At 62.8% G+C, this 25,381-nt stretch carries 22 protein-coding genes; 19 read left to right on the plus strand and 3 right to left on the minus strand.

From position 1 onward, the window contains the following. Positions 1-14 precede the first annotated feature (14 nt). From B0G81_RS05230 to wecB, 3 genes are all read left to right on the plus strand, one after another. The gene (locus B0G81_RS05230) at positions 15-2,708 is read left to right on the plus strand and encodes a glycosyltransferase (protein ID WP_243856364.1); all 2,694 of its coding nucleotides are present in this window, start codon (positions 15-17) and stop codon (positions 2,706-2,708) included. A gap of 65 nt (positions 2,709-2,773) precedes the next feature. Further along, positions 2,774-3,919, plus strand: coding sequence for a class I SAM-dependent methyltransferase (locus tag B0G81_RS05235; protein ID WP_134133771.1), 1,146 nt, complete (start codon positions 2,774-2,776; stop codon positions 3,917-3,919). 66 nt (positions 3,920-3,985) lie between these two features. After that, on the plus strand, positions 3,986-5,089 hold the full coding sequence (gene wecB, locus B0G81_RS05240; protein ID WP_134133772.1) for a UDP-N-acetylglucosamine 2-epimerase (non-hydrolyzing): 1,104 nt from the start codon (positions 3,986-3,988) through the stop codon (positions 5,087-5,089). Between the two features lie 21 nt (positions 5,090-5,110). Here wecB and B0G81_RS05245 read toward each other — a convergent pair whose 3' ends face one another. Beyond that, a complete protein-coding gene (locus tag B0G81_RS05245; RefSeq protein ID WP_134133773.1) occupies positions 5,111-5,839 on the minus strand; it encodes a TetR family transcriptional regulator in 729 nt (242 codons plus the stop codon). Between the two features lie 384 nt (positions 5,840-6,223). On the opposite strand from B0G81_RS05245, the gene B0G81_RS05250 reads away from it, so the two are divergent. The 11 genes from B0G81_RS05250 (at position 6,224) to B0G81_RS05300 (ending at position 20,420) form a co-directional block, all read left to right on the plus strand. Next, on the plus strand, positions 6,224-7,825 hold the full coding sequence (locus B0G81_RS05250) for a 6-hydroxynicotinate reductase (protein WP_134133774.1): 1,602 nt from the start codon (positions 6,224-6,226) through the stop codon (positions 7,823-7,825). An 88-nt stretch (positions 7,826-7,913) separates the two neighbouring features. After that, positions 7,914-8,852, plus strand: a complete 939-nt coding sequence (locus B0G81_RS05255) for a UPF0280 family protein (RefSeq protein ID WP_134133775.1) — start codon at positions 7,914-7,916, stop codon at positions 8,850-8,852. Beyond that, the gene (locus B0G81_RS05260) at positions 8,828-9,418 is read left to right on the plus strand and encodes an amino acid synthesis family protein (protein ID WP_012426218.1); all 591 of its coding nucleotides are present in this window, start codon (positions 8,828-8,830) and stop codon (positions 9,416-9,418) included. Before B0G81_RS05255 ends, B0G81_RS05260 begins: the two co-directional genes overlap by 25 nt. 73 nt (positions 9,419-9,491) lie before the next feature. After that, positions 9,492-10,076, plus strand: a complete 585-nt coding sequence (locus B0G81_RS05265; protein WP_116145938.1) for an amino acid synthesis family protein — start codon at positions 9,492-9,494, stop codon at positions 10,074-10,076. 174 nt (positions 10,077-10,250) lie between these two features. Beyond that, the gene (locus B0G81_RS05270) at positions 10,251-12,191 is read left to right on the plus strand and encodes an ABC transporter permease (protein WP_134133776.1); all 1,941 of its coding nucleotides are present in this window, start codon (positions 10,251-10,253) and stop codon (positions 12,189-12,191) included. Further along, positions 12,188-12,997, plus strand: coding sequence for an ABC transporter ATP-binding protein (locus B0G81_RS05275; RefSeq protein ID WP_134133777.1), 810 nt, complete (start codon positions 12,188-12,190; stop codon positions 12,995-12,997). The genes B0G81_RS05270 and B0G81_RS05275 overlap by 4 nt, the downstream gene beginning before the upstream one ends. Then, positions 12,994-13,707: an ABC transporter ATP-binding protein gene (locus B0G81_RS05280; protein ID WP_116123184.1), complete on the plus strand. Its 714-nt coding sequence runs from the start codon at positions 12,994-12,996 to the stop codon at positions 13,705-13,707. Before B0G81_RS05275 ends, B0G81_RS05280 begins: the two co-directional genes overlap by 4 nt. A gap of 76 nt (positions 13,708-13,783) precedes the next feature. After that, positions 13,784-14,983 carry an amidohydrolase family protein gene (locus B0G81_RS05285; protein WP_134133778.1) on the plus strand — a complete coding sequence of 400 codons (1,200 nt, stop codon included), beginning with the start codon at positions 13,784-13,786 and terminating at the stop codon, positions 14,981-14,983. 31 nt (positions 14,984-15,014) lie between these two features. Next, on the plus strand, positions 15,015-15,533 hold the full coding sequence (locus tag B0G81_RS05290) for a (2Fe-2S)-binding protein (protein WP_134133779.1): 519 nt from the start codon (positions 15,015-15,017) through the stop codon (positions 15,531-15,533). Next, entirely contained in the window at positions 15,530-19,138 is a 3,609-nt protein-coding gene (locus B0G81_RS05295) for a molybdopterin cofactor-binding domain-containing protein (RefSeq protein ID WP_134133780.1), read from the plus strand. Before B0G81_RS05290 ends, B0G81_RS05295 begins: the two co-directional genes overlap by 4 nt. Positions 19,139-19,211: 73 nt before the next feature. After that, positions 19,212-20,420: an ABC transporter substrate-binding protein gene (locus B0G81_RS05300; protein ID WP_116123188.1), complete on the plus strand. Its 1,209-nt coding sequence runs from the start codon at positions 19,212-19,214 to the stop codon at positions 20,418-20,420. Between the two features lie 111 nt (positions 20,421-20,531). On the opposite strand, the gene B0G81_RS05305 is transcribed toward B0G81_RS05300, so the two are convergent. Next, positions 20,532-20,783, minus strand: coding sequence for a hypothetical protein (locus tag B0G81_RS05305; protein WP_007178046.1), 252 nt, complete (start codon positions 20,781-20,783; stop codon positions 20,532-20,534). A gap of 151 nt (positions 20,784-20,934) precedes the next feature. On the opposite strand from B0G81_RS05305, the gene B0G81_RS05310 reads away from it, so the two are divergent. From B0G81_RS05310 to B0G81_RS05330, 5 genes are all read left to right on the plus strand, one after another. Then, positions 20,935-21,516: a sigma-70 family RNA polymerase sigma factor gene (locus B0G81_RS05310; RefSeq protein ID WP_208328509.1), complete on the plus strand. Its 582-nt coding sequence runs from the start codon at positions 20,935-20,937 to the stop codon at positions 21,514-21,516. Positions 21,517-21,528: 12 nt separating this feature from the next. Continuing rightward, a complete protein-coding gene (locus B0G81_RS05315) occupies positions 21,529-21,837 on the plus strand; it encodes a hypothetical protein (RefSeq protein WP_134133782.1) in 309 nt (102 codons plus the stop codon). A gap of 2 nt (positions 21,838-21,839) precedes the next feature. Then, complete coding sequence (locus tag B0G81_RS05320; RefSeq protein ID WP_134133783.1) at positions 21,840-22,136, plus strand: 4Fe-4S dicluster domain-containing protein; 297 nt, start codon at positions 21,840-21,842, stop codon at positions 22,134-22,136. Between the two features lie 102 nt (positions 22,137-22,238). After that, complete coding sequence (locus tag B0G81_RS05325; protein WP_134143000.1) at positions 22,239-22,955, plus strand: class I SAM-dependent methyltransferase; 717 nt, start codon at positions 22,239-22,241, stop codon at positions 22,953-22,955. 224 nt (positions 22,956-23,179) lie between these two features. Further along, complete coding sequence (locus tag B0G81_RS05330; protein WP_134133784.1) at positions 23,180-23,698, plus strand: DUF6496 domain-containing protein; 519 nt, start codon at positions 23,180-23,182, stop codon at positions 23,696-23,698. Positions 23,699-24,017: 319 nt separating this feature from the next. Here B0G81_RS05330 and B0G81_RS05335 read toward each other — a convergent pair whose 3' ends face one another. Further along, a complete protein-coding gene (locus tag B0G81_RS05335) occupies positions 24,018-25,346 on the minus strand; it encodes an aspartate aminotransferase family protein (protein ID WP_116123193.1) in 1,329 nt (442 codons plus the stop codon). Between the last annotated feature and the right edge of the window lie 35 nt (positions 25,347-25,381).

The raw sequence follows: 25,381 nt of genomic DNA on the forward strand, positions 1-25,381 counted from the left end.
ACGGACAAGAAGCAATGCAAAACGCAACGCGCAGACAAACCCTTACATCGGTCGCGAAACTAGGCACTTCGCTCCCCGACGCGGATGCTCTCATCACGCAACACCAGCAGATGGCGGAGGATCAGCGTCTCGCGCGCAGAGACCGGTACACGCTGGCGAAACGGTTGTCGGACGCGCTGTCGGAAATCCACAGTCTCAAGCGCTCGCTGAGCGACGTATCGAGCGAACTGCTGCTCGAGGTTCGCGAGCGCGAGCGGGCGCAGGGCGCCCTTAGCGAAATCTTCGAAAGCACTTCCTGGAAGTTGACCGCGCCAATGCGACGCATCGCGAGCGCGGCTTACGCGTTGGCGGCGCGCGGCAAGACGCAGACGCCGGCTGTTGCCGGTGTTCCCGTGCATGACGTCCTGCCCGTGGCCAGCGGAGACTACGAAGCGCATACGCGCGCCCAGGCGGCCTACTTTGGCAACTACGCCAAGGACCCCTCGAAACAAAGAAGGCACCAGATCGGCCGCCTGCTCACGGTGCATCCAGACCGCCGCGGTGTGGTGCTGTGCCCGGTTGCCTACGACCTTTCGCTCAAGCAGCGTCCCGACCACATCATGGCCGAGTTCGCAAAGGCGGGCTATCTGTGCGTGATGCTGGAGTTCGGCGGCCTTTATCCCGTTATCCAGCCCAAGTCAAAAAACCTGTACGTCTCCAATATGGTCGAGGATTTTCTCGGCTACTTCCAGGACGAGCCGGTCACGCTTTATCTTCACTGGCCGGGCTTCAAATACGTCGCCGAAATCTGCCGTGCCGCATTGACGATCTACGATGTTCTGGATGACCTGACCATCTTCGCAAACTATTCCGACGTCATGCGTTGCGACCATGAGGTCTTGCTGCAAATAGCGGACGTCTGCCTGTTCTCGTCGAATCGGCTGTACGAGGCGAACCGCGCGAAGGTCACCAACGCGCTGCTGCTGGAAAACGGCGTTTATCCGGAAGACTTCATTCACGGCGAGCGCGAGCGATGCGACGTGCCGGCCAAGCTGTACGAGATGGCGGCGAACCGGCGGGTGGTCGGCTACCACGGCGCAATTTCCGAACTGCTCGATTTCGATCTGCTCGACGAAATAGTGCGACTTAACGACATCGTGCTGCTGTTCGTCGGTCCTGTTGTCGCTTTCGAGCCGCAATATAGCGGCGAGGTTCAGGAGCGCATGGCGCGCTTGAAGACGTTCGACAATTTCATTCACCTCGGCCCCAAACCGTATGCCGAACTGAAGCACTATCTCGCCTGGATCGATATCGGTATCGTGCCGTTCATTGTCAGCGAGAAAACCGACCCCGTTTCGCCGCTGAAGCTGTTCGAGTATCTTGCCGCGGGAAAGCCGGTGATCGGCACGCCGACCCGGACCATCAGGGAATACGAACACGCCATTGTCGTCGCTTCGGGCATCGATTTCGTCGACGCACTGGCCAGCGGCCAATGGTCGACCGCGTACACCGAGGCGTCCGCGCAGGTTGCGCGCGCGCACGCCTGGCCGGTGCTTCACGCGCCGTTGCTGAGGCAGGTCAACGCCAGGAACGTGACGAGGCTGACGGCCGCTTCCGCGCGACATAAAGTGAAAGTTGACATCGTCAACGTGAACTTCTACGACTGGAACGGCGAAACCGTCTACAAGGGCGGCGCGGAACGCTACGTCTACGACCTCGCAGTCGTGCTCCATGGCATGGGGTGCGAGGTTCGTCTTCTGCAGGACGCGCGCGAGCCGTTCGAGCGCGACTTTCGAGGCGTCAAGGTGGTCGGGATCAAGGCCGCGGACAACTTCGATTTCGACATGATGTCGAGCAAATACGCCGAATTCTGCGCGGATGTCGATCTCATTATCGCGTCGCCGACTGAACTTGCCGCATCGCTCGGAAAAAACCGGCGCGTCATTTCGATCAACCACGGCATCCATTGGGACGGCGCATCCAATAACCTCGCAACATTCGACCGGGGACGTTATGAAACGCTGTTCCGCGCGCTGCGCAACAGCGACCGATGTGTCTGTGTCGATACGAACTTTATCAACTGGGTGCGAACCTACGACTGGGCGCTCGCCAATACGCTGACGTACGTTCCGAACTACGTCGATCTGGAGTCTTTCAGGAGCCGTCCGAAGAATTTCCAGGCAGAGGAGTTATGCGTTCTCCTGCCGCGCCGGCTTTATGAAGCGCGGGGTCTCTATCTGACCATCAACGCGTTCGATCTGTTGTTTTCGCGGCGCTCGGACATTCGCCTGGTTTTGTGCGGTCAGGCGATCGACCGCGATGCGGAGGCGGTGAAAGCGTTCATGGCGCGTCACCCGCACAGAGTGACGTGGATCGAATACGACATGGAGGACATGTACAAAGCCTATGTCGACAGCCATATCGTGCTGGTGCCGACCATGTATTCGGAAGGAACGTCCCTGTCCTGCATCGAGGCTCTGGCGACCAATAACGCGGTCATCGCGACCAACGTCGGCGGACTGCCGAATCTGATCGTGGACGGTTACAACGGCAAGCTGATCCGCGCGGACTATATCGAGCTCGCGGCTGCTATCGAAGAACTCGCCGACGATCGAACCCGGCTCGCCAGGCTCGCCGCGCACGGACGCCACTCTTCGGCGGCGTTTGCGAAGAAGGAATGGGAAAACCGCTGGCGCGAAGTTATCGAAAGCACGCTGACTGTCGACTAGGCATCGTTGACCGTATCGAGAACGCCCGCGCATTCGGTGGAATGAGCAGACCAACAGGCCGCGTAATGACAGACATCAACTCAAAGCAGTATTGGGACCATCGTTTCTCGACGGACTGGGTCTCCGCCGGCGGACATGGGCAAACGCGCTTTTTCGCGACGCTTGCGGCCAAGCTGATGCCGGACTGGTTCAAGGACCTGGTGTTGCGCGAGCAATGGAAGATTTGCGACTGGGGTTGTGCGGAGGGCCAGGGCGTAGACGAGTTGAGCAAATGGCTTGGCGTGAACTCCATCACCGGAGTCGATATTTCGGAAGTGGCGATCGCGAAGGCGCAGGCCTCTTTTCCGCATGGGCGTTTCAAAGCACAGTCTTTCGACAACCTGGACGACTACGACGTCATTTTTTCGTCGAATACGCTTGAACATTTCGACCGTCCGTTTGATGTCGTCGCACGCCTTGCTGAGCATACGAAGCGCTTTCTGGTTCTGCTTCTGCCGTTTCAGGAATATGACCGGATTCCCGAACATTTCTTCACGTTCGACCTGGACAACATCCCCGTCTGTCCGGTGCCCGGATTCGCTGCGGTGGCCTGCCGCGTGGTCGACGCGGCGAAAATCAATCTCGATTACTGGAACGGAAAGCAGATATTGCTTATCTACGCGCGGCTCTCCGCGCTCGGAGACATTCGCCCCGATCTGCGCAACTTCTTTGTTAGCGACGATACCTACGAGGCGTTCGCGCGAGAGCGCAGTCAAGTCATTGTCCAACAGCACGCCTCGGAGAGGGAGCAGTTCGCGGGGCAGCTCGCTCAAATCCATAGCGAACAAGCTGCGACGAACGCGCGTCTCGAATCGACACAACAGGCGCTGCGGGATGTCTATGCAGAACGCGATGTGGGCAAAGCAAAGCTGACGTGGTCGCAAGAGGCGCTATCCGAGCGGGACCGGACACTCGGCGAATTGAAGTGCGCGATCACCGAACGCAACCGGAGAATCGACAAAGCGAACCAGGAATGCAGCGCTCTGTCCACGGAGATTGCTTCGCTTCATGCGTGCAACGAAAGATTGAAGATCGAAGGCGAACATTGCGCGGCGCTGCTGGCTGAAGCCCGAGCCCATGCGGACGGGGTCGAAATGCAGTTGAACACGATGCTGCGCTCGAAGACGTGGCGGCTCAGAAGCGCGATCCGCCGGTTAGCAGGTAGAGCCTGACCGTGCAAAGACCCGCCATCTCGCGCGGTCGCCCACCCTTTATCAAGTCCAATACCGGAAAACGCTGTGAAAAAACGTAAGATCATCGTCACTATCGGAACGCGTCCTGAAGCGGTGAAAATGGCACCGCTCGTCAAACGGTTGCAGCGCGAAGAATGGGCGGACTGCCGCGTGCTGGCAACGGCGCAGCATCGCGGCATGCTCGATCAGGTGTTGCATCTGTTCCAGATTCAAGCCGATATCGACCTCGATATCATGCAACCCAATCAGTCGCTACCCATGCTGACTTCGCGGCTCATGGTTCGGCTCGACGATGTGCTTGCCGCCGAACAGCCCGACGTGCTGCTCGCGCAGGGCGATACGACCACCGTACTGACGGCGGCGCTCGCATCCTTTTACCGGCGCGTGCCCGTCGGGCATGTCGAAGCTGGACTGAGAACAGGCGATCTGTCGAATCCGTTTCCGGAAGAAATGAATCGTGTGGTTGCTAGCCGATTGGCACGCTGGCATTTCGCACCGACGGAAACCGCGAAACGGAATCTCCTGACGGAAGGCATCGATGCAGCGAGCGTGTTCGTCACCGGCAACACGGTCATCGATGCGTTGCTGGACGTGGCGGGACGGTGCGATGGTGCAACGCCTTTCAAGGGCGATAGCCGTCTGATTCTGGTGACGTCGCACCGTCGCGAGAATTTCGGCGAGGCATTTCAGAACATTCTTCGAGCAATCAAAACGATCGCCAATAACGATCCCGACGTTCACGTCCTCTATCCTGTTCACCCCAATCCGAACGTGCGTGAGACGGCATACGCCTATCTCGACAACCATCCCCGGATCACGCTGTGCGAACCGCTGGACTATTTGCCGTTCGTTGCGGCGATGAAGCGGGCCTATCTGATCCTGACCGACTCCGGTGGCGTGCAGGAAGAGGCGCCCGCGCTCGGCAAACCGGTGCTCGTGCTGCGGCGCGAGACAGAGCGCCCGGAGGCGGTGGCGCACGGGGTCGTCAAGCTGGTGGGCACCGAATACGCCGACATCGTCTCAAACACGCAACGGCTGCTCGACGACCCGGCCGAATACGAGCGTATGGCGCGAGGCGTATCGCCCTACGGTGACGGCCACGCGTCCGAACGCATCGTAAGCGTATTGAGAGATCACTTTCAGGTGTAGCGCCATCTTGCGGCGGAACGGTCATGCCTCGCTATTGTGGCTGGCCTCGTTCAACGCAACGGCGAGCGCCGCCGCATCCGGCTGCACCGGGAGACCCGACCGCACCGCCCGCAACACCGTGTCCTTGATAACCTCGCGCCAATGGTCGAGCGACGCCTTGTCCATCAAAGGCTCGCCGAGAAACGCGCCCAGCGTGTATTGATTGGCGTTATAGAAATAGCCGAGCGACGCGATCATCAGATAGACGTCGCGCGCTTTCACGTCGGCACGAAACACCTGTTGCGCCTGGCCTGCATCCAGTAACTTCTGCACCACCGAAATCGCATAGCCGGAAATCTCCTTCAGCTTCAGCGATTTTTTAGCGTGCTTGCCCTGGTGCAGATTCTCGCTGGACAGCAGCGTGACGAACTCGGGATGATCAAGGTAATACTGCCAGACGAATTCGACCATCTGTTCGAGTGCGTGCACGGGATCGTCCAGATCGAGATCGAGTTTGCTTTCCGCCTCGTTGAATTGCGTATAGATCGTTTCAAGAACTTCGACGAACAACTGCTCCTTGCTGCCGAAGTAGTAATAGATCATGCGGTCATGCGAGCGCGCGGCCTTCGAAATACTTTCCACGCGTCCGCTCGCATAGCCTTGCTTGGCAAAGACCTTAATGGCCGCTTTCAGAATCTTGGCGCGCGTGTCCTGCGCCTGTTTCGCACGGATACCGGTAGCGCCCGGTTTGCGGGCGGCGGTGGGACTCATGGCGGTCTCGGATCTCTTGTTAGCGTCAGGTTGAACGGCATGCGCCGCGGCCGGCCAGGCGGGAGCACGCCTTCATCATACAGCCCGCACGGACAGCTGCGGCGTGCGCTGCGCGGTCATTCACTACGGCGTAGATTGAAGCGTGATGAGTTGCCAATAAAGCGGCTATGTGGCATCGCACCAAACGGGCGCACGCCTGTAAATACGTTGCGCAGACTAAATTGATCGAGTAGATTTCTAACGAGTTTGGTGTAGCGGATACTACACGAACGGTGAGTGACCGCAACATGGAAATCGGCGGATCACGCGAAAGTACCTGCAAACAGGCACTATTCGTCAGCCGGAGCGGGACCGATTGTAATGTCGTCGTATGGGAACCCCACCATGACAGAACATACGAAGGTCGATTTCGGTGCGGACAGCGTTGACGGCGAAACCGCCTCGACGCCGGGTCCGACCGTGCTCGAGAAGGCCGCGCCGCGCAGCGAGCGCATGGCGTCGAACAAGATCGAATGCAATGCCTGCCCGGTGCTGTGTCAGATTTCCGAAGGACGCACCGGCGCGTGCGATCGTTATGCGAATGCGGACGGGCGGCTGATTCGCGTCGATCCGGTGGTGTTTTTGTCGCGCGCGTCTTCATCTTCAACGTCAGAAGCGAATGCCGCGATCGAATTTGGTGCGTCTTCTGAAGTGCGCGATCCCGCCGCTGCGGAACAGGCTTTGTTCGTGACCGGCGTCGGCGCATCCTCCACTTATCCCGACTACAAACCCGCGCCCTTTATCGTCGCCTCGAAGCTCGACGACGTCGACATGATCACAGTCGTCACCGAAGGCATTTTCAGCTATTGCAGTTTCAAGGTGAAGATCGACACCGACCGCTTCCTCGGGCCGGAGCAATCCAACGTGCGATGCCACGGCGAGATTGTCGGCCATGTGACGACGGCGGAATACGGTTCGCAGATGCTGAGCCTCGGCGGCGTGCATCATCTGACCGGCGGCAGCAAGAAGGAAGGCCGCGTGACGTGCGACATGATGCTCGCGCTCGGCAACAAGGAAGCAGTGGAACTGAGCATCGACGGCGGCGCGAGCCTCGTGATTCGCGCGGGCGCGGCGCCGATCGTCGACGGCGTCGAGGAACAGCGCATGCGCGTGGGCTGCGGCTCGGCGACCATCGGCATCTTCGCGAAGCAATGGTTCGGTCACGCCGACGAAGTGGTGGTCGTTGACGACCACATCACCGGCGTGCTCACCGAACATCAGGCCGGGCGGTGTCTCGGCATGACGCGCTCAGGTGTGAAGATTCGCGGACGCAAGTCGACGCCGGGCCGCTATTTCCAGGTGGCGAATCCGGGCACCGGCTGGGGCGGCACGGACATTCAGGACCCGCTCGCGATTGTCGAGGGCTTCGACCCCGCCGTCGCCAAACCCGGCATGCGCTTATTGATGGTGTCGACCACCGGCGAACACGCGCAGTGGTACGAACTGGATCAGAATCTCGTGCCGCGCATCACGGCCATGCCGGATACGGTGCGCCGCACGGTCGAGCGAATCGGCGAGAACTGCGAGCCGTCGCTTGCCACCGTGCTGTTTCTCGGCGGCGCGGGCGGCAGTCTGCGAGCGGGCGCCACGGAGAACCCCGTGCTGCTTACGCGCGCGATCAAACAGAAGCTGGTCAACGTGACCTGCGGCGGCGCGCCGGCTTATGTGTGGCCGGGCGGCGGGATCACCGTGATGGTCGATGTCGCGCGCATGCCGGACCGTTCGTTCGGCACGGTGCCGACGCCCGCGATCGTCGCGCCGATCGAATTCACTATGACGTACGACGCGTATCGCGATCTCGGCGGTCATCTCGACGCGGTGCGTTCGTTGGAGAGCGTGCTCGCGAACGGGCCGGAACATACGGAAGGCGCGCCGCTCGCGCGCCGCACGCTGGCGCGCAATCCCGACAACCCGTGGCCGCCCGCCATGCCACCGATGCTCGGCTGACCACGCGGACAGCGCTAACGCAACTCACGCATTAACCGACGCAGAAACTAACGCAAAAACCAATGCAAAAACCAACGCAACGGACACGATGAACCCCACCCGCACCCGACTCGATGCGACCCGCTGGCACTGGCAGCATGGGCCGATCGATCTGATCCTCAGCGCGGACGGCACGCCCCAGGCGGTGCAGGCCGCGTATGAGGCGTGCTGGGCGCGCTTTGTCGATGTGCTGTCGGAACTGGTGGGTGAACTGAAGCGGCTCAAGCAGCCTGTTCCCCCGCCGGCCGCATTGAACGATACGGAATTGCAAGGCCCGGTTGCCCGCCGTATGTGGTCGGCGTGCCATCCTCACCGCGCGCGCTACATCACGCCGATGGCGGCCGTCGCGGGCAGCGTTGCCGATGAACTGGTCACCGCATTCGCACGTGAAGGCATCTCGCGCGCCTTCATCAACAATGGCGGCGACATTGCGCTGTATCTGACTGAAGGGCAGCAATACCGCGTCGGCGTGTTCGCGGACCTGGCGTCGTTTTCAGCCGTGCGGCTGCCGCGCGATCACGCGCTCGACGCCAATCTGACGCTCGACGCCGGCCTGGCCGTTCGCGGCATCGCGACGAGCGGCTGGCGTGGCCGCAGCTTCAGCCTCGGTATCGCCGACAGCGTCACGGTGCTGGCGCGCAACGCCGCCGCCGCCGACGCCGCCGCAACCGTTATCGCCAACGCGGTCAATCTGGATCATGAGGGTATTCTGCGGCGTCCGGCTTCGTCGTTGAAAGACGACAGCGACCTGGGCGATATGCTCGTCACCGTCGACGTGCCGTCCCTGCCGCAGCCGCTGATCGATCTCGCGCTGGCACGTGGCGTCGAAACTGCGCGGCGTCTGCTCGACCAAGGCTTGATCGAAGGCGCCGCGCTTTTCCTGCAAGGGCGGGTGCGCGTCGCCGGCATTCATGACGCAAGCGGTCTGCTCTCGCAGAGCGCGCAAACTAAAACGGAGGCTCCGTGTTCGAAATACGTCGCGTGCTGACGCACGTCGAAGATATCTTCCACGAGTTCGGCCCCGCGCCCGCGCAGCCGCTCAGGCGCGGCGCGATTGCCGCGGTGATGACGAACCCGTTCGCCGGCCGTTACGAAGCGAAAATCGAGCACGCGATGGAAGCGCTCAAGCCGATCGGCTTCGATATGGCGCAACGGCTGCTGGCGGCGATGGCGGTGCCGCATGCATCGATCGAGAGTTACGGCAAGGGCGCGATTGTCGGCGCACGCGGCGAACTCGAGCATGGCGCGTTATGGCATGTTCCCGGGGGCTATGCGATGCGTGAGTTGCTGGAGAAAAACGGCGTGCCCACCAACGCCATCGTGCCGTCGACGAAGAAAGTCGGCGCGCCGTCCACCGCGCTCGACGTGCCGCTCACACATGTGAACGCGAGCTACGTGCGCAGCCATTTCGATGCGATCGAAGTGCGCGTGCCCGGCGCGCCCGCCGCGGACGAGCTGGTGTACATCCTCGTGATGAGCACCGGGCAGCGCGTGCATGCGCGCGTCGGCGGGCTCGCGAAAGAGGCGATCGTTGGCAAGGACGGTTTGCGCTGAGAGGCGCCTGAATAACGCGCCGCGCTGAAGCATTGAAACGAAGCAGAGCAGGCATCGAAACTCGGAGAGCGAAATGGCAATCAAGCTTCGCAAGCTGGTCGTGCAAGTGGATGAAACACGCATTGAGATGGGCCAGACCATCGAGCCGCCGGCACGCCGCGCGGTTGCGATTGCGGTGATCGATAATCCCTACGCCGGCCGTTATGAAGCCAAACTCGACGCGCTGATCGAAGCCGGCGAAGAGTTGGGCGCGTTGCTCGGCAACAAGTGCGTTCAAGCGCTGGGCATCGCGCCGGGCGAGGCGCAAAGCTATGGCAAGGCTGCCATAGTCGGCGAGGCGGGCGAACTGGAACACGCGGCGGCGATTCTGCATCCCAAGCTCGGCGCGCCGCTGCGGGTCGCGGTCGAAAAGGGCGCGGCGCTCGTGCCGTCGGCGAAAAAGATGGGTACGCTCGGCACTGCGATCGACGTGCCGCTCGGCCATAAAGACGCCGCCTTCGTGCGCAGCCATTTCGATGCGATCGAAGCGCGCGTATCGGACGCTCCTCGCGCGAACGAAATCGTCGTGGCCGTCGCGGTGACGGCGTCGGGGCGGCCGCTGCCGCGCATCGGCGGCTTGCAGGTGAGCGAGATCAAGGGCGAAGACGGTTTGCGCTGAGGCGTTTGCATTTGGCGTTTTTGCCGGCGCCCGAGGGGATTTTCTTCGGGCGTATTGTATTGTCCTGCCGTTGACGCGTGCGCGCATGGTGCCGCACGCGCTGCAATGTCTGCCGATCCTGTCGAACGTGCCTAAGCCGCGCCTTCGCTGTTCGGCAAGCTGCCAAGGGTCGCGATGCTTTCGAATTTGCTGGTACAGCTGGTCAACGGACTCGCCGACGCGTCGACGCTGTTTCTCGTCGCCGCCGGTTTGTCGTTGATCTTCGGTGTGACGCGCATTGTCAACTTTGCGCACGGCTCGTTCTATATGTTCGGCATCTATGTCGCGTACAGCATCGCGAGCCGCTTCGGACATACGGCGGGCGGCTTCTGGTTGTCGGTGCTGGCGGCGGCGCTGGTGGTCGCGGTGCTGGGCGCGCTGGTCGAGATGGTGGTTCTGCGGCGCATCTATCAGGCGCCCGAGCTGTTTCATCTGCTCGCCACCTTCGCGCTGGTGCTGATCTTTCGCGATGCCGCGCTGTGGCTGTGGGGCCCGGAAGACCTGTTCGGGCCGCGTGCGCCGCATCTGGCGGGCGCGGTCGATTTCCTCGGCCATCCGTTGCCGACCTACGATATCGCGCTGATCGTGATCGGGCCGGTGGTATTGCTGCTGCTCTGGTATGCGCTCACGCGCACGCGCTGGGGCACGCTGGTGCGCGCCGCGACGCAGGATCGCGAGATGCTCGGCGCGCTCGGTATCAATCAGGCGTGGCTGTTTACCGGCGTGTTTTTCGTCGGCGCGTTTCTCGCCGGCCTTGGCGGCGCGTTGCAAGGGCCGCGCATGTCGGCGAATCTGTCGCTGGATCTGGAGACGATCGGCAACGCGTTTGTCGTGGTGGTGGTCGGCGGCATGGGCTCGATTCCGGGGGCGTTCATCGCCGCGCTGATCATCGCGGAGATCAAGGCGCTGTGCATCGGCATCGGTCACGTGACGATCTTCGGTGTGGGGTTGTCGTTGAGCCGTTTTACCTTGGTGGCTGAATTCGTCGTGATGGCCGTCGTACTGGTGGTGCGTCCGTGGGGTTTGCTGGGCCGCGCGAGCGCCGCGGTGCGTGGCATGGCGGCGCCGGAAACCCCTTTGCGTCCGGCGGGCAAGCGCCTCAAGTGGCTGGCCGCGATGGCGTTGCTGGTGCTCGTGCTTGCGCCGTTGGCGGCCAACTCGTTTCCGTATATGCCAGTGCTGCTGGTCGAGATCCTGATCGCCGTGCTGTTCGCCACGAGCCTGCACTTCATCATGGGACCGGGCGGCATGCACTCGTTCGGCCATGCGGCGTACTTCGGCCTGGGCGCATACGGCGCCGCGCTGTTCCTCAAGGTACTGAATCTGCCGATGGAAGCCGCCTTGCTGCTCGGCCCGCTTTTGGCGGTAGCCGGCGCGCTGGTGTTCGGCTGGTTCTGCGTGCGCCTGTCCGGCGTGTATCTCGCGATGCTGACGTTGGCGTTCGCGCAGATCGTATGGTCGGTCGTGTTCCAGTGGGACGACGTGACGGGCGGCAGCAACGGCATTCTCGGCTTGTGGCCGTCGAACTGGTTGTCCTCGCCAGTGGCCTTTTACTACGTAACGCTCGTCTGCGCGGTGGTCGGCGTATGGCTGTTGCGCAAGATGCTGTTCTCGCCGTTGGGTTACGCGATGCGCGCGTCGCGTGATTCGGTGCTGCGCGCCGAAGCGATCGGTATCGATGCGAAGCGCGTGCAGTGGGCCGCGTTCGTGATCGCGTCGCTGTTCTGCGGGCTTGCCGGATCGTTATATGCCTTCTCCAAGGGCACGATTTCGCCGGAAGTGATCAGCGTGAGCCGTTCCGTGGACGGCCTCGTGATGGTGCTGCTCGGCGGCTTGCAGACGCTCACCGGGCCGATCGTGGGCGCGGCCGTGTTCACGTGGCTGCAAGACACGGTCGCGCGCCAGACCGATTATTGGCAGGCGTTGCTAGGCTTCGCGATCCTGCTGCTGGTGATCGCGTTTCCGCAGGGGATCGTCGGCTTTATTCGCGAGCGCTTCGGCGACGACAGCGCCGACCCTGCGGACGAGAGCGCCCTCTCGCCTTCCCAACGCGCCGCGGTCAAGGAGGGGCTATGAGCTTGCTGCGCGTCGCCGGCCTCTCCAAATCGTTCGGCGGCCTCAAGGCGGTCGACGATGTCTCGTTCGATCTCGAAGCCGGCCAGTTGCTCGCCTTGCTCGGTCCGAACGGCGCGGGCAAGTCGACCTGTTTCAACATGGTCAATGGGCAGTTGCCGCCTTCATCGGGTTCGATCCGTCTCGACGGTCAGGAACTGGTCGGCATGCGTCCACGCGACATCTGGCGTCTGGGCGTGGGCCGTACTTTTCAGATCGCCGCGACCTTCAATTCCATGACCGTGATCGAGAACGTGCAGATGGCGCTGATCTCGCGCGAACGCAAAACCTTCGGGCTGTGGAAACCCGCCGGCTCGCGCTACGCCGACGAAGCCCTCGCGCTGCTCGACCAGGTGGGCATGGCCGCGGACGCGAATCGCGCTTGCGGCGTGCTCGCTTATGGCGATGTAAAGCGAGTCGAACTCGCGATCGCGCTTGCCAATCGTCCGAGGCTGCTGCTGATGGACGAGCCGACCGCCGGCATGGCGCCGAAGGAGCGCAACGAACTGATGGCGCTGACCAAACGCCTCGTCACCGAACACAAGATCGGCGTGCTGTTTACCGAGCACAGCATGGACGTCGTATTCGCCTACGCCGATCGGCTGATCGTGCTCGCGCGCGGCAAGCTGATCGCCGAGGGCGACGCCGACACGATCCGCAACGACCCGCGCGTGCAGGAAGTCTATTTCGGCACCGGTAAGACCTTCCAGCCGCACGCGCCGCTGCATGAAGCGGCGGGCGGCCATCAGGGACAAGGGGCGCTGCAATGAGCGAGCCGATGCTGAAAGTCTCCGGCCTCAACGCGTTTTACGGCCGCGCGCATATTTTGTTCGACGTCGGTCTCGAAGTCGGGCGCGGCGAAGTCGTGGCGCTGATGGGCCGCAACGGCGCGGGCAAATCCACCACGATGAAAGCGGTGATGGGTTTGCTGCCACGCCGTCAGGGCGAAGTGAGTTTTCGCGGGCAGAACATCACGGCGCTGCCGCCGTACAAGATCGCTCGCATGGGCATGGGCTTCGTGCCCGAGGACCGGCGCGTGTTCGCGGATCTGACCGTGATGGAAAACCTCGCCACCGGCCGCCAGCCGCCGCGCGACGGCGCGCCGCAATGGACGCCGGAAAAGCTGTTCCGCCTCTTTCCCAACCTCGGCGAAATGCCGCAACGTCCGGGCGGGCAGATGAGCGGCGGCGAACAGCAGATGCTCACCGTGTCGCGCACGCTGATGGGCAATCCGTATCTGGTGCTGCTCGACGAACCGTCCGAAGGCGTGGCGCCCGTGATCGTCGAACAGATGGCCAACATGATTCTCGAACTCAAGCGCGAAGGGCTGTCGATTCTGTTGTCCGAACAGAACCTGCACTTCGCCGAGCTGGTCAGCGACCGCGCGTATGTGCTCGAAAAAGGGCAGATCCGATTTAGCGGCACGATCGGCGAACTCGCACAAAACGAAACAGTGAGGCGCGCTTATCTGAGCGTGTGATTCCTTCCATCGGCGCGCGAAGTGCACGCAGTGGCACTTCGGGGGCGCCGGGCAGTCGTTGCGAAAGGAGAGGCAGATGGCAGCAGAAACGTTGACAGGCTTGTCGGGCAAGGTCGCGGTAACGAACATCGGGCTGCTGTTATCTGGCGACATCGATCAGCCGATTCTCGACGCCGACACGCTCGTGATCGACGACGGCGTGATCGTCGAAGTCGGCCGGGAAAAGGACTGCGATCTCGAAGGCGCGCGCACGACGGTCGATTGCAAAGGCACGACGGTCGCGCCCGGACTGATCGACTCGCATGTGCATCCCGTGTTCGGCGACTGGACGCCGCGCCAGAATCAGATGGGCTGGATCGAATCGAATCTGAACGGTGGCGTCACCACGATGATTTCCGCCGGTGAAGTGCATTTGCCCGGCCGCCCGAAAGACGTGCTCGGTGTGAAAGCGCTCGCGATTACCGCGCAACGTTCGTTCGAAGGCATGCGCGGCGCGGGCGTCGGCGGCGGCGTGAAGGTCATGGCGGGCGCGCCGGTGATCGAGAAGGGCATGGTCGAAGAGGACTTCAAGGAGCTTTCCGAAGCGGGCGTGAAACTGCTCGGCGAAGTGGGCCTCGGCAGCGTGAAGGGCGGCGAGGAAGCCGCGCAGATGGTCGCGTGGGCGCGCAAGTACGGGATTCAGAGCACGATCCACACGGGCGGGCCGTCGATTCCCGGCTCGGGTCTGATCGATCGCGATGTAGTGCTCGCCGCCGATGCGGACGTGATCGGCCACATCAACGGCGGGCATACCTCGCTCTCGTACCGGCATGTTTGCGATCTGTGCGAGCAGTCGAGCCGCGCGCTGGAGATCGTCCACAACGGCAACGAACGGATCGCCTTGCTGACCGCGCGTCATGCGATTGAATTGAAGTGCCCGCACCGGATCATTCTCGGCACCGATAGTCCCGCGGGTTCCGGCGTGCAGCCGCTCGGCATCTTGCGCATGATCGCGCTGATTTCGAGTCTTGCCGATGTGCCCGCCGAAATCGCCTTCTGCTTCGCGACGGGCAACACCGCGCGTCAACGTAACCTGCGTCAAGGCTTGATCGAAGTGGGCCGCCCCGCCGACCTCGTGTTCATGGACCGCGCGCAACACACGGCGGCCGACACGCTCCTCGAAAGCGTGCAGCTCGGCGATATTCCCGGCGTGGGCATGGTGATGATCGACGGGCTGATCCGCTGCCGGCGCAGCCGCAATACGCCGCCGGCTACCGAAGTGCCGGTGGTGCTGTGAGTACGTATCGCATACCCACTCCGGCACAATCGTGAACCGCCCCGCGCCTCTTCTGCTGCATGTGAACGGCGCGACGCATCTCGTCAGCGCCGACGCCGACACGCCGCTGCTCTATCTGCTGCGTAACGACCTCGCGCTGAACGGTCCCAAGTTCGGCTGCGGGCTCGGCGAATGCGGCGCGTGCACCGTGTTGCTCGACGGCATGCCGACGCGCGCGTGCGTCACGACCGCGAAGGTCGCCTTGGGCCGCGAAATCACCACACTCGAAGGACTGGGCACGCGTGCCGCGCTGCATCCGGTGCAGCAGGCGTTTATCGAAGAACAGGCCGCGCAATGCGGCTATTGCCTGAACGGCATGATCATGACGGCCAAGGCGCTGCTCGATCGCGACCCGCACCCGAGCGTCGAGACGATCCGGCGCGAGCTGTCGCGCAATCTGTGCCGCTGCGGCACGCATGTCGAGATCGTGCGCGCGGTGCAGCGCGCCGCTGAATTGCTTGCCGCGCAAGCGGCTGCGCAATCCGCGGTGCACGCAGGAGAGCGCGCATGACCGGGCCGGATTTCAGCGTGGATCGACGCGCCGCGCCACCGTCCCGGCAACAGCTCTACGATGCGCAGAGCGTGCTGATCGTCGCGCGTGCGCCGCAAGCGCCGGTCAAGCCGGCGATCGGTCAGCCGGGCTCGCGTTCGTCGTTCGTGCCGACTGAGGCGGATATGTTCCTCGTGGTGCGTGACGACGGCAGCGTAGTCGCGTTCAACGGTCACGTCGATTTGGGCACGGGCATCGGCACGGCGCTCGCGCAGATCGTCGCAGAAGAACTGGATGTGCCGTTGACGCGCGTGTCGATCGTGCTCGGACATACGCGCGAAGCGCCGAATCAAGGGCCGACTATCGCCAGCGCGACCATTCAGATATCGGCGGTGCCCTTGCGGCACGCGGCGGCGCAGGCGCGGCAATATCTGCTGGCGGAAGCGGCGGCGCGCTTCAATGTGGGCGTCGAGCAACTCGATGTGCGTGATGGCACCGTTTATCAACGTGACGGCAGCGCGGCTGCGAAGGGCATTGGCTACGGCGAGCTGATCAGCGGAAAACGCGTCGAATTGCAGCTCGCCACCGATGCGCCGTTGAAGTCGCCGGACACGTACAAGATCGTCGGCAAGAGCGCGCCGCGCGTCGATATTCCGGCGAAGGCCACCGGCGAGTTGAGTTTCGTGCATGACGTGCGCGTGCCCGGCATGTTGCATGGACGCGTGGTGCGGCCGCCGTATGCCGGAGTCGCGCAAGGCGACTTCATGGGCAATAGTCTGCTGCGGGTGGATGAAGACTCCATTAGCGAATTGCCCGGCATCGTCAAGGTGGTGGTGATTCGCGATTTCGTCGGCATCGTGGCTGAGCGCGAGGAAGTCGCGCAGCAGGCCGTGAAGCGGCTTCGCGTGCAATGGAAAGCGGTCGAAGGTTTGCCTTCGCTCGAAACCAGCGAGGAAGTGGAAGCGGCGTTGCGCGCGAATCCCGCCACAAGGCGCGATCTGGTGATCGAAGGCGATGTCGATGCGGCGCTCTCGCAAGACTCCACTCGCACGCTGGAACGCACCTACGTATGGCCGTTTCAGATGCATGCGTCGATCGGACCTTCTTGCGCGGTGGCCGACTATCGCGAGGGCGCGCTGAAGGTCTGGTCGGGTACGCAGAACCCGCATTCGCTGCGCGCCGATCTTGCTTTGCTGATGGGTATGGACGAAGCGCACATCGAAATCGTGCGAATGGAGGCTGCCGGCTGCTACGGCCGCAATTGCGCGGACGATGTCGCCGCCGACGCCGCATTGCTTTCGCGTGCCACCGGCAGTCCGGTGCGCGTGCAACTCTCGCGCGAAGACGAGCACGCGTGGGAACCGAAAGGCGCCGCGCAATTGATGGACGTGCGCGGCGCGCTGAATGCCGAGGGCGAACTGGCCGCGTATGACTTTGCGACGCGCTATCCGTCAAACGATGCGCCGACGTTGGCATTGCTGCTGACCGGCACGATCTCCGCGCAGCCGCAGGTGTTCGAAATGGGCGACCGCACGGCGGTGCCGCCGTACGACTACCGCAGCATGCGCATTGTTTGCGACGATACGCCGCCGATCGTGCGGGCGTCGTGGTTGCGCGGCGTATCCGCGTTGCCGAACACGTTCGCGCACGAGTCCTTTATCGACGAACTCGCGGCGGAAGCGGGTGTCGATCCGGTTGAGTTTCGTCTGAAGCATCTGACCGATCCGCGCGCGATTGAGCTGGTCAAAGCCGTGGCGGAAAAGGCCGGCTGGGAGCCGCGTAATACGGAGCGCAAGGAAGAAGGCGACATCGCACGCGGACGCGGGATCGCTTATGCCCGCTACGTGCACAGCAAATTTCCCGGATTCGGCGCGGCGTGGTCCGCCTGGGTGGCCGACGTCGAAGTCAATCGCAAGAGTGGCGAACTTGCGGTGACGCGCGTGGTGGTCGGCCAGGATACCGGCACGATGGTGAATCCCGACGGCGTGCGTCATCAGATACACGGCAACGTGATCCAGGCGACCAGCCGTGCGCTGAAAGAGCGCGTGACGTTCGGCGAGAACGCGGTAACGAGCCAGGAGTGGGGCGCATATCCGATCCTGACCTTCCGCGAAGTACCCGTGATCGACGTAGTGATGATGCCGCGCCACGGCGAGCCGCCAATGGGCGCCGGCGAATCCGCGTCGCTGCCCGGCGCGGCGGCGATTGCCAATGCGCTTTTCGATGCGACGGGCGTGCGTTTTCGCCGTCCGCCATTCACGCCGGAAACGATCCGCGCCGCGCTCGCCGATGCGCAAGCCGAGGACAAGGCGGCGCGTAGAAAGAAGCGCTGGCGGCTGGGTTTTCTAGGCACTTTCGCGGCAGGCGCGGTGGGTTGGCTCGGCGCGTTGTCGTTCGCGCCGCACGCTATTGCGCCGATCACGCCGCCGCTCGCGAGCACGTTCGCGCCCGATCTCGTGGCGCGCGGCAAGCTGCTGGCATCGCTCGGCAATTGCGCGGTTTGCCACACCGCGCACAATGGCGTGCCGAACGCCGGCGGCAAACCGCTCGACACACCGTTCGGCACCGTCTACAGCACCAACATCACGCCGGACGGTCAGACCGGCATCGGCAACTGGTCGCTCGAAGCCTTCGTGCGGGCGATGCGCCAAGGCATCAGCCGCGATGGCCATCGCCTCTATCCGGCCTTTCCGTACACATCGTTTCAGAACACGTCCGACGACGATCTGAAAGCGCTCTACGCCTACCTGATGGCGCAAACGCCGGTGCGCTCGCGTCCGCCGGAAACGAAGCTGGCGTATCCGTTCAGCGTGCGTCCGCTGATGGCCGTCTGGAACGCTTTGTTCCTCGGACGCACGACGTTCACCGCCAGCGCGACGCAAAGCGCGCAATGGAATCGCGGCGCGTATCTGGTGAACGGGCTCGGCCATTGCAGCGCATGCCACACGCCGCGCAATGCGTTCGGCGCCGAAAAAACCGGCGCGGCATTCATGGGCGGCGGCATGGCGGACGGCTGGGAAGCACCGGCGTTGTCCGCGCTTTCCAATGCGCCCGTGCCATGGAGCGAAGGCGAACTCTTTAGCTATTTGCGCAACGGCCACGCGCCGCTGCATGGCGTCGCGGCCGGGCCGATGGCGCCGGTCATCGGCGATCTGGCGGCGCTGCCCGACAGCGATATTCGCGCGATGGCCACGTATCTCGCGTCGCTCAATCCGTTGGAACCCAATGCCGATCCGGCCGCAGTGGCGCGTCAGTACGAACAGGCCAGCGCGATTCCCGGTGCGCCGGCAGGACTCGGCGCGCGACTCTTCGACGGTGCGTGCGCCGCCTGTCATCACACGGGCAGCGGGCCGCAATTGTTCGGCGCGCACCCTTCGCTGGCGCTTAACACGAATCTGCACAGCGCGACGCCCGATAATCTGATTCGCGTGATTCTCGACGGCATCGGCTCGCCTGCACGGCCTGAACTCGGTACGATGCCGGCTTACCGCGACAGTTTCAACGACGCCCAGGTCGCCGAACTCGTGTCTTACCTGCGTCAGCAATTCGCCGGTGGCAAGCCGGCATGGCAGGATGTCACGGCGAGCGTCGCCCGGATTCGCGCGACGCCGCCGAGAGCCGACTGAAGCGCGAACTGCTTTCGAAACACCCGATAACAACGACCGCATTCCCGCAATCCTTTTGATAACGGAGAAACGCATGACCACGCGCGCAGGATGGATCTCTCGCCTCATGGTGCCCACGGTGCTGTCCCTCGCCGCGTTGAGCGCGAGCGCACAGCAGACTATCAAGATCGGCGAGATCAACAGCTACAAGGCGCAGCCCGCCTTTCTCGGGCCTTACAAGAACGGCTGGAATCTTGCGCTCGACCAGGTGAACGCCGCGGGCGGCGTGCTCGGCAAACAGCTCGAAGTGGTGTCGCGCGACGACAACGCGAATCCGGGTGACTCGATTCGCGTCGCGCAGGAGTTGATCGCGCGTGAGCAGGTGCAGTTGTTGTTCGGCGGCTTTCTGTCGAACACCGGCCTCGCGCTGACCGACTTCGCGAAGCAGAAGAAGATTTTCTTCCTCGCCGCTGAACCGTTGACCGACAAGATCGTCTGGGCCGACGGCAACAAATATACATACCGTCTGCGGCCGTCCACGTATATGCAGGTGGCGATGCTCGTGCCGGAAGCGGCCAAGCTGAAGAAGAAACGTTGGGCGCTCGTGTATCCGAACTACGAGTACGGGCAATCGGCGGTGGCGACCTTCAAGAAGCTGCTGACAGCGGCGCAGCCCGACGTGCAGTTCGTCGCCGAGCAGGCCACGCCGCTCGGCAACGTCGATGCGGGTGCGGTGACGCAGGCAATCGCCGACGCCAAACCGGACGCGATTTTCAACGTGCTGTTCGGCGCCGACCTCGGCAAGTTCGTGCGTGAGGGCAATACGCGCGGGCTCTTCAAGGATCGCAGCGTGGTCTCGCTGCTGACGGGCGAGCCGGACTACCTCGACCCGCTAGGCGCTGAAGCGCCGACCGGCTGGATCGTCACGGGTTACCCGTGGTATTCGATCGATACGGCAGCCAACAAGAAGTTCGTCGATGCGTATCAGGCCAAGTATCACGACTATCCGCGCCTTGGCTCGGTGGTCGGTTATTCGGCGCTGATGTCGATTGCCGCGGGCATCAAGAAGGCGGGGTCGGTCGATCCGGACAAGCTGGCTGCCGCATTCAAGGGCTTAGGCGTGGATACGCCGTTCGGGCCGATCACCTATCGCGCTCAGGACAATCAGTCGACCATGGGCGCATACGTGGGCGTGACGGGTTTGAAGGACGGCAAGGGCGTGATGACTTCGTACCGGTATATCGATGGCGCGAGCGTGCAGCCGTCGGATGCCGAAGTCAAGAAGCTGCGGCCTGCCGAGTAAGGTGTCGATGCCTGCGGCGCACGGTGTCGCAGGCATGTAGAGCAATGAATACCGTGGCGCCGCGCGGCGATCCACGGTGACCCGCCGCAGCGCGCGGCGGTCAGCGGAGAACTACTCCTCTGCGTCGTGCTCGATCACGAATCGTTTCAGATAAGCCAGCACGGCGGCTTCGACCGCGCGATGATCCGCGGTGCTTTTGGAGCCCGCATTTTCCTCGTCGCCGAACAGGGTGGACGGCGCATTGTGCACATCCACTTCCTGGCCTTCGCGAAAGACGCGAATCTCATGAACGTCTTCGGCGTACTCGGCGATCCAGTGCACGCCCTCGATATGCGCGCCGGCGCGTACGGTAGGTATCTTCATGGACGTCTCCCGTCGGGCCGGACCACACGCCGACCCTTACCAGCACCATACGCCGTCCGGATGAACGGCGCGAGTCCTGTTGCACGGTAGTCCGAGGAAAGATTTTTCGCGCCCGCCACAATATTCTCGCGCCTGAAACGTCTTCAGGCTCATGGAACCGCCACCCACTTCGCAGACGATGACCGAACGAGACACCGACATCACCGCGACCGTGGTGCGTGAGCGCACGAGGCTCGTCAATTTTATCCGGCGTCGAATACGCGACCCGGACGATGCCGAGGACATCCTTCAGGATGTGTTCCACGAATTCGTGCAGGCGTACCGGCTTCCCGCTCCGATCGAACAGGCGAGCGCGTGGCTGTTCCAGGCGGCGCGCAATCGCATTGTCGATCGTTTTCGCAAGAAGAAAGAGCAGCCGCTGGCAGATCTGTCCGCGGCTGGGGACGACGCCGACAGTGAGTATCGCCTCGACCTCGACCTGCCGGCGCACGACGCGGGTCCCGAAGCCCTTTACGCGCGCGCTCTCTTGCTTAAGGCCTTGCAGGATGCGCTCGATGAGTTGCCGGCGAATCAACGCGAGGTATTTGTCGCGCACGAACTGGAGGGCCGGTCCTTCAAGGACATGGTGGCGGAAAGCGGCGTCACGCTCAATACGTTGCTCGCGCGCAAACGCTACGCGGTCTTGCATCTGCGCGCCCGGCTGCAGGCTATTTACGACGAACTGGGTATCTAAAGGAGTTGACGGATGAATTTTCGAATCAGATGTGCGGGTAAGGCACTGCTTGTGGTGGTCGCTGTCGGCGTGCTTGGCTGGGTGGTCATGACGCTATGGAATTGGGTGATTCCGGCGCTATTCGTCGGCGCCCGTGCGATCGACTTCGCCCATGCGTTGGGCTTGCTGGTGTTGAGCCGCATCCTGTTTGGCGGATTCCGCGGACACGGCGGCTGGCGCGAGCGGCGCCGCTGGCGCAAATGGGAAGCGATGACGCCCGAAGAACGCGAGCATTTCCAGACGGCATGGCGATCGGGTCGCGCCGGGCGCACGGGAGATTGAACATGCGCGAGAAATCACTGGACGAGTGCAAACAGCAGCCGGGCGTGATTGCGCCCGTTGTCGACCTGACGCGTTGTGAGGGAAAGGGCGATTGCATGGAGGTCTGCCCCGAGAATGTGTTCGAGATCCGGCGTATCGATGAGGCCGATTATCGCAGCCTCGATTTGATGCATCGGCTCAAGCTGCGCATGCATGGAATGAAAGTCGCCTACACGCCCAACGCGCTCGCCTGCCGGTCATGCGGTCTTTGCGTGACGGCGTGCCCCGAACGCGCGATCAAGCTGGCCAGAACGGCATAGCGCCACATGTTTTAGCTGATGACGGAAAGACAGTGCCTGCCTGAGGCAGCGGTCTGTCGTTTGTTGCGTCGTCAGCGTTTTCGGTCTCGTCAAGGAGCGCACATGCCTTCATCAACCACAGGTCTTTTGCAACGGCTTCATGAACAGAGCCAGACAGAAGTCATAGCCCGCGCACGGGCGCAGTTCCAGGGATCGAGCCAGGAGTTTCAGGACCTTGCGGAAGAATACGACATGCTTGCGCCGCGACTGCGTGGACGGTTTCTCGAAACGCTCGGGCTCTCCAGCGAGGACTTCGAATCTTCGCAAGGCACACCGCTGTCTCTCGCGGTGTCGGCGGAAACGGGAAGATTTTTGCGCAACATGGTGCTTTCGCACAAACCGGCCCGAATCCTCGAACTCGGCAGCTCCTGCGGTGTGTCCACGCTGTATTTCGCCGAGGCGCTTCGCACGCTAGGCAGTGGCATGGTTGTGGCGACCGAACTCGACGCTGTTAAATGCGCATATCTTCGAGATCACGTCAGAACGGCGGCCGTGGATGCGTATGTCGAACTGCGGGAGGGTGATGTATTCCAGACCATTTCCGAACTGGACGGCACGTTCGACATGGTGTTTATCGACGTATGGGCCAGCACCTACCTTGAACTGTTCAAGCAGATTGAACGGCTGCTGCGTCCCGGATCTATCGTTTTCGCCGACAACATGTACACAGCCGAAGACGCCGTTCGGCCATACAAGCACTACCTTGACAGCGATCCGCGCTTCTCGACCACGACGCTGGACTTTGAATCGGGGGTCGAGTTTACAGTTGTCGTCTCTTAGGTTCGCGAAGAGCCGGAGCACCGTACTAATGAAAAGCCGCTAGGACAGGCGCTTCCATCACGTGAGCCACCGGGATTGCACGCGGAAAACTTGACGAAATGTCGCGGGCCTTTGTTGAGTCGGCCGGTTCGAAAAGGCATTTTTTCAGCGCGATTCTCCTGCCAGACGCCACGCGGCACACGCGTTGCTGCATGACACAGGCCATAGCCAACTGGAGAACCGTCATGCCTGAAAAGAAAACGATCGAGCGTGCTAAGTCCGACAAACGCGCCGGCAAAGCATCGAGCACTCAAGCAGGTGAATTCGTCAAGGAACAGGTCGACAAGGTGCGGGCCGGCCAGCACGGCGTCAGGTCCGCCAAGCAGGCGATTGCGATCGGCCTCTCGGAAGCGCGCCGCGCCGGCGTCGCCGTGAAATCGCCGAAGAAGGGCACGGCTAGCGAGGCCACGCGGAAGAAGGCCGCGACCGATAACGCTGCGGGCCAGCACAAGAGCACGACGAAGAAGAGCACGGAGTCGACTGCAAAGCGCTCGCGCGCCGCTACCGATGCGTTGAAGCGGGAAGGTACGGCCGGCGCGTCTCGCACAGCGCTGTCGAAGCAGACCAAGACCGCGGCCGCCAAACGCCCGGCGGCCAGCCGTTCGGCCGCGGCAAAGAAGGCCGCCGCGACGAAGGGGGCTGCAGGACGGTCGGCGGCTGCGAAGAAGGCGGCTCATACGCGGGCTTCGCGTACGCATCATTGAGTTGTACCGCAGTCGCGCGCGGCGCGGCGGTCAGCCGGACTGAGCTACGGCGGCGGGTTGCCGCTTGCCAGCCGCTTCTCGCCGCGCCCGGCGGCTGCAGCGCTGCGTTCGCGCTGCAGTGGCGCACGACGCCGGTCAGTCTCGCTGAGCTAAGCGGCGGGTCGTTGCCCGCCCGTCGCGCCTGGTGGTGACCGCGCTACCTTGCGCGATGTTGCCGCCGTCGAAATACGTTATTTGAGCGCGTCTCGACATATGCCGCGCTCAAAAAAAAGCGGCGCATTAACGCGCCGCTTTCTTCCTGCTACCTATCGCGAACCGGTTACTGCACGGTGGCAAGCACGTCGCCCACGGTCTTGAAGATGTGTGCGATCTGCTCTTCGTTGATGATCAGCGGCGGCGAGAACGCAAGGATATCGCCGGTAAAGCGCACCAGCACGCCCGCTTCGAAGCATTTGACGAACGCCTCGTAAGCGCGCGCGCCCGGTGCGCCGTCGCGCGATTCGAGTTCCACGCCGGCGATCATGCCGAGGTTGCGCACGTCCTTCACGTGTTTTGCACCGCGCAGCGAATGGGCGGCGGCTTCGAACGTCGGGGCGAGCGTCGCGGCGCGTTCGAACAGACCTTCACGCTTGTACAGGTCCAGCGTGGCGACCGCGGCAGCCGTCGCGGCCGGATGGGCCGAATACGTGTAGCCGTGGAACAGCTCGATCGCGCCTTGCGCGCCACTGTTCACGATGCTGTCGTGCACCGTGCGGCTCGCGGCCACCGCGCCCATCGGAATTGCGGCATTGTTGATGGCCTTCGCCATTGTGATCAGGTCCGGCGTCACGCCGAAGTATTCGCTCGCCGTAGCCTTGCCGACGCGGCCGAACGCGGTGATCACTTCGTCGAAAATCAGCAGGATGCCGTGCTTCGTGCAAATCTCGCGCAGCTTTTGCAGATAACCCTGCGGCGGAATCAGCACGCCCGTCGAGCCGGCCACCGGTTCGACGATCACGGCGGCAATGGTCGATGCGTCGTGCAGCGTGACGATGCGCTCGAGTTCTTCGGCGAGATGCGCGCCCCAAGCCGGCTGACCCTTCGTGAACGCATTGTGTTCGAGGTTATGCGTGTGCGGCAGATGATCGACCGCGGGCAGCAGCGCGCCCGAGAAGGTCTTGCGGTTCGGTGCGATGCCGCCGACCGAAATGCCGCCGAAGCCCACGCCGTGATAACCGCGCTCCCGGCCGATCAGACGCGTACGCTGCCCTTCGCCGCGCGAACGATGGTATGCGAGCGCGATTTTCAACGCGGTGTCGACCGATTCCGAACCCGAGTTCGTGAAGAAGATGCGGTCGAGGCCTTCCGGCATCAGTTCCGCGACTTTCGTGGCGGCTTCGAAGGCGAGCGGGTGGCCCATCTGGAAGGTCGGCGCGAAGTCGAGCGTGGAGAGTTGCTGGGTGATCGCCGCGACAATTTCCTCGCGGCCGTGGCCGGCGTTCACGCACCAGAGACCCGCGCAACCATCGAGCACTTCACGCCCGTCCGTGCTGCGGTAGTACATGCCCTTGGCCGATTCCAGCAGGCGCGGCGCCGCCTTGAACTGGCGGTTGGCGGTGAACGGCATCCAGAAAGACGACAGATCGTCGATGACAGGGCGCGAAGTCATGGTATCTCCTCGAATCGAAGTAGTCCCCCAAAAGG

Origin of the sequence: Paraburkholderia sp. BL6665CI2N2 (genome assembly GCF_004366535.1) — a bacterium.
Lineage (GTDB): Bacteria > Pseudomonadota > Gammaproteobacteria > Burkholderiales > Burkholderiaceae > Paraburkholderia.